Below are 4,971 nucleotides of genomic sequence, written 5' to 3'. Positions count from 1 at the left end.
GGGTGCCAGCTTCGGCTTGTTTAAGAATTGCTAGGATTTGGCTGTCGCTAAATTTTGATGTTTTCATGCAGAATCTCCCTGCGTATATATTACGAGAAAATTCTACTTTTGAAATCTACTATTTTAGGGGGGATTACCATTGGATTTGGATAAGTATGAATTAGTTGAGCAATCTTTGTGACAAAACCCACCCAGTTATAACGAGTTTTGGCTTAATTTAAATCAAACAACTTAATCAGTACGTCTAAAGTAGTAAGTAATAATTATACGATTAATCTTAACTACTTGATGATATAGATTATTTTGTAAACACTTTATTTAGGTAACCTCGGTTTGATTTTAGGCTTTGATAATAACTTATCGCTTTACATCAACGATATTGCAAATGTAGGATGATATTAATCAATAACTTAAGCGGTCGACTTTACTTGGCGAGCCGTTCAATAAGCTGTTGTGCTAAGCCGCTGCGCGGAGCCAAATGCTGACTCAATTCAGTATATTATCCGCATTGAATCAGCTAGACTTAAAAAGATGTGATGGAACACCATAATGACAAAGGAATTTTAATGAAACACTTACAAATCAAACCATATAATCAGTTCAAAACTGCTCTACAGCCCAGATCCAACATCGAAAAAAGCAAATCCCTATAGCTAAAATGTACTAATTAAACTGGACTCGGCATCGGCGAAGTCCAACAAGCGGTTTATGCCATGCAAATAGCGCAACACATAAATACTAAAACGTTAGCAATCAAGGATAGTTATGGATAATACTGAGAAAAGATCAAACAGATTTGTTCGTAGCATGATAGTCGCGTTTTGCATTCTTATTGTTGCGATGATTGCGTTTAGCTATTTCCATATAGAGCCGAGAGGTGAAATAAACTCTGGGGTTATTACTCTATTGTTGATTTTACTAATTTTGGTGCTATCTGAAACCTTCGATAATTTTTCTATTGGCAAGCTGATTTCAATATCAAAGGAAGTCAAAAAGAAGGATGTAGAAGTTCAAAAATTAGAAAAAGATAAGGCTAATCTTCTAAATCAACTGATTACGATTTCAAATACTCAAAACCAAACTCAGCAGCATACAAATGTTTATGGTGATTACCATGCATCAAAGATAGCAACGGTAGAGCGAGCAACTGAACAAGAGGTTCAGGCCAAAGAAATTGATGAAGAAGAAAGAACCCGTTCACCCCAACCAGAATATAGGGTTGACTGGCGGAAAATCGAATTATTGGCAATGGAAAAATATATAGTCACAAAAGGTATTCATTCAGCCAACGTCATACCCGAAGCAAAGCTCGTCACACAGTTTCATGGAATTGACCCAGTAAGTAATCATCAGCCAATCTTTGATGGTTACTATAAAAATGAAGACAAAGAAATATTTGTTGAGTTTAGGCCAAATCGCGGAATGCATATGATGTTACGAGATCGTATATATATGATGCTTTCAAAACTTAATCATTATCAAAATGTTAAAGGTGTGAACGCTCATCTTGATCTTGTTTGGCTAAATATACCCGATGAAGAACCTAGACTAAGAGCCATCGATAGATTTCTTCAAGACTTTGAACCTGCTATTGCATCTGGCCTACTTAGAATAAGTGAGATAGATTTCTCAGAAGATGAAGCTAAAGGTTGTAGACGAGAAGCATAAAATTGCTATCAAAGCGTTGCGCCGGACAAGCCGGTGAACGCGGCGTTAGTGTTCACCTGAAATAGAGCATAGAATGGAATACATAATTGGATTGATATCTTTTTTACTCGGAATAATGGCAGGTTACTTTGCTGCTTATGGAAAAGAAAAAGGGAAGAATCGAGCCTTAAAAGAGGACATTGAAAACTTAGAAGAACAAAAGCAGCAAGTTAAAATAAAATATACTAAAGAGATCGAAGAGCTTAAGAAAAATAATGTTCTTGATGTTGAGTTGAGAAAGTATAAATACGAAGAGAAGAAGAATCAATTCGCCAAATTCTTTACGTTACTCGACGAATTTCACTCTAAAAGCAATGAGGTTTTCATAGAACGATTTGGTCCAATTCACTCAAAGTTCATGGAAAACTACTTGGTTGATGATGTCTCTACTCAAAATGAAGCGATTGCTGAATTCAATCAAGGCATGATGGCTTTATTTGGTGAGCTACACCAAGAGCATCTGAAACTAGCCACAGAAACAAACAGCATACGACTTATTTCATCATCAATTGTAGATGGCCTCCTAGATGAGCTTACGGCTAATGTTGGGGAAGCAACCAATACAGCGCAGGAAATGTTGAGAATGATGGCAAGCCCGGAGTTTTGGGCAGACCAGACTATATTGTCTCCACTTAAGGTTAAAGCCGAAGAGCAAGGGCAAGAGATCACTTCAATTCGTGATAATGTTCGTAAACAAATGAAAGTCGAACTTGACCAAATATAAAACACTAACAAACGCTGCACCGGACAAAATTTACGTTGCTTGCGCAACAAAATTTTTGCAGGGTGAAGCGGGCGTTACCCATAGAGTTTTTAATTCGAAACTCATTAATTCGAGCTAAAAGTCTAACAAACTTCTGTCCAAATGTGTGTTGTAGCAGTATCGAGCTCACTGGCTTAGTTCACAGTAACGCTGCATAGTAGAATTCCTGTAACTTTTACCAAAACCTAAAAGTTAGATAGTATTAGTTTCATTATTGATCTAAGTTTATAACTCACAGCACTCATTACCTATGAACAAAATAATCTCGAAAGTTAGATATTTTGAAAAAAGTTACATAATCGACTCGCAACCCCTGTTTGTGTGGGCTTTTCTAACTTTTCAATCTAATTTTTAGTTACATGTACTATTATATAAACGCACACTTTGATTTGAGCGGGAATAAACTCAAGCTTTTCTGACTTATCTTCACCCATTCTATGTAGCTCACCGCCACAACAATCACAGGTTTTATCATCAATGTAGTGAATAACCTGCTCACGGGGTAAGTCTTTTGGCAGCGGCTTACGCAAAGGCCTTTTACGGGTGTAGCTAATGGATTGTTGCTCAGCCTCAACTTCCTCTACATATTCCATTTACACCACCATAGAGAGCTTCACTTTTGATGTTACCCACATTATCCCATCTAACATCAAGGAACGTCTGCTCTTTACCTTGAGACAGTGGCGATGAAAAGCGTACCCCATAATCATCTGCTGTAAAATAAACCCAACCTTTCCAGTTTTTTGGCTTGATAGAGACAAATAAAAATATCAAACCTAAAATCAAGAAAGCGTATCTCAAAATCCATGGTGAATCCGCAGCCCATCGGTCATAAGCCGAGAAAATAAATAAAAGAATTCCTGATAAAAGCATGTAAATAGAACATATTAATTTCGCCCCCCATGGGGGTGTTTCGTATTTAAAAGTTCGACTCATTTATAGTTAAAACCAATACTAGAGAAATATATAGACATAACAACGCCCCACTAAAGATGCTGATCACCAATTAATCGTGAGTTAGCTGTGAAGTGGCACACAAATTTTGTTCACCGGACGAACCGATGTGAATATCAATCCTTCGCCACAGCCAAATACATCCTGCATTAACCTGTATTTAAATAGGCCATGCCCCGAGGCAATTAGCCGAGCTATCATTAACTCATGATTGATGGGATTCCTCATAGCAGCGACTCTCTAAGGTTAAATACATCCACCTAAACGATTATTTACAAATTACCACTACTTAATAGCATTTATTAACCATGGACCAATAAAACTTCCTGCATTCAAAATTATTGAAAAATGATTCTCATCAGCAACTATTTGAATCTCCTTGCTAGCTTCTTTGCCACTGTATTTTTTTGCAAACATAGTTACTTTTAATGGGTCAAACGCCTCATCTTGCATTCCTATCCATAAGCCAAATTGATGTATTTTAGATAATTGAGAGTCAGGTGAATGAGGGGTCAAAGCGTTCGACATATTAACAGTGTTAAACGGTACAATCTCTGGGTTATCTCTTAACACAGAATCTGGAAAATTGAATTTTACTGCTTTTGAATGACCTGAAAATAAACCGCCGCTCATCGTATTTATGACAAAGTCAGACGTTTTTACTGTAGAAAACTCGAAGCGTTTATTCTCACCCTCATCGTAATTGGTTTCTGAACGATAACCAAAATATGGAGCTAGAAATACATAGCCATCAATCTCAACTCTTTGATCCCAACTAGAATAATTTAGTGCTAAACCAGCACCACTTGAGTGACCACCAACAAATATAGGAAGATTAGGGTATTTATCACGAGCAACGTTAACCATTGTATTAATGTCTGACCACACTTGTTCAACCTGTGGAGTATCACCTCGATTTCCGCCGGATCCTCCATGGCCTCGTATATCTGGCATGTATACAGCGATATTAAAATTATCACGTAAACCCGTACCTATGTGATTGTAGCTAAGCCCACTATGACCACCGGCTCCATGATAAAATATTAAAATTGCTTGGGTCTGCTTAGGGAGATAAGCGCGATAAGCTAAGGAAACATCATCACTTGCCTGTACATAATTAATAGGCTGTAATGATTTTTTAGGGGCGTTTTTAATCTCAACAAGTGAGAAAAAGTCATTAGTACTTTGCTCATCAGAGCTAGCGTGCAAATTATTTGCAAGAAAAGTAAATAACAGTATTATCAAAGCCTTCATCGCTATGGGTTTAAAGTTCATTAATTAACAGTTCCTTAAATAAAACCTTTTCAAAGTGTGATTTTTCTATTCACTCAGCCATAAAGTGCATAGATGATTTGGTACAACTAACGTCGCTATATTTTGCAACTTAAGACACAGCGTAAACCCGTCAAACTGATTGCTTTTTTTCCATTTTTTTGTTGAACTTTAATACTGCAATTGAGTGCGCCTCTGTTATCAAAGGAAATACCTCGGTAAACATTGATTCTGTCGGATTTAATATTTGAACCCATGACATCCAACCATAAATA

Annotated in this window: 5 protein-coding genes and 1 pseudogene; 2 read left to right on the top strand and 4 right to left on the bottom strand. The window is 37.0% G+C overall.

From position 1 onward, the window contains the following. The first annotated feature begins 765 nt into the window (after positions 1–765). Both H5202_RS17970 and H5202_RS17965 read left to right on the top strand, forming a co-directional pair. Positions 766–1,668, top strand: a complete 903-nt coding sequence (locus H5202_RS17970) for a hypothetical protein (RefSeq protein ID WP_182773273.1) — start codon at positions 766–768, stop codon at positions 1,666–1,668. 73 nt (positions 1,669–1,741) lie between these two features. After that, on the top strand, positions 1,742–2,431 hold the full coding sequence (locus H5202_RS17965; RefSeq protein ID WP_182773272.1) for a hypothetical protein: 690 nt from the start codon (positions 1,742–1,744) through the stop codon (positions 2,429–2,431). 407 nt (positions 2,432–2,838) lie between these two features. On the opposite strand, the pseudogene H5202_RS17960 reads toward H5202_RS17965, so the two are convergent. From H5202_RS17960 to H5202_RS24685, 4 genes and pseudogenes are all read right to left on the bottom strand, one after another. After that, positions 2,839–3,060: pseudogene (locus H5202_RS17960) on the bottom strand (IS66 family transposase zinc-finger binding domain-containing protein); the annotation flags it as partial. After that, positions 3,041–3,406: a hypothetical protein gene (locus H5202_RS17955; protein WP_182773271.1), complete on the bottom strand. Its 366-nt coding sequence runs from the start codon at positions 3,404–3,406 to the stop codon at positions 3,041–3,043. The pseudogene H5202_RS17960 and the gene H5202_RS17955, both read right to left, overlap by 20 nt. Before the next feature lie 303 nt (positions 3,407–3,709). Then, on the bottom strand, positions 3,710–4,699 hold the full coding sequence (locus tag H5202_RS17950) for an alpha/beta hydrolase (RefSeq protein WP_182773270.1): 990 nt from the start codon (positions 4,697–4,699) through the stop codon (positions 3,710–3,712). Between the two features lie 130 nt (positions 4,700–4,829). Next, a complete protein-coding gene (locus H5202_RS24685; RefSeq protein ID WP_336244810.1) occupies positions 4,830–4,958 on the bottom strand; it encodes a DUF6194 family protein in 129 nt (42 codons plus the stop codon). Between the last annotated feature and the right edge of the window lie 13 nt (positions 4,959–4,971).

Origin of the sequence: Shewanella sp. SG41-4 (genome assembly GCF_014164505.1) — a bacterium.
GTDB lineage: Bacteria > Pseudomonadota > Gammaproteobacteria > Enterobacterales > Shewanellaceae > Shewanella.
This window is presented reverse-complemented; position numbering and strand designations above follow the sequence as displayed.

Excerpts from the sequence above, each read along its gene's own strand:
- H5202_RS17955 (WP_182773271.1), bottom strand. The coding sequence starts at position 3,406 with ATGAGTCGAACTTTTAAATACGAAACACCCCCATGGGGGGCGAAATTA.
- H5202_RS17970 (WP_182773273.1), top strand. The coding sequence starts at position 766 with ATGGATAATACTGAGAAAAGATCAAACAGATTTGTTCGTAGCATGATA.
- H5202_RS17965 (WP_182773272.1), top strand. The coding sequence starts at position 1,742 with ATGGAATACATAATTGGATTGATATCTTTTTTACTCGGAATAATGGCA.
- H5202_RS17950 (WP_182773270.1), bottom strand. The coding sequence starts at position 4,699 with ATGAACTTTAAACCCATAGCGATGAAGGCTTTGATAATACTGTTATTT.
- H5202_RS24685 (WP_336244810.1), bottom strand. The coding sequence starts at position 4,958 with ATGTCATGGGTTCAAATATTAAATCCGACAGAATCAATGTTTACCGAG.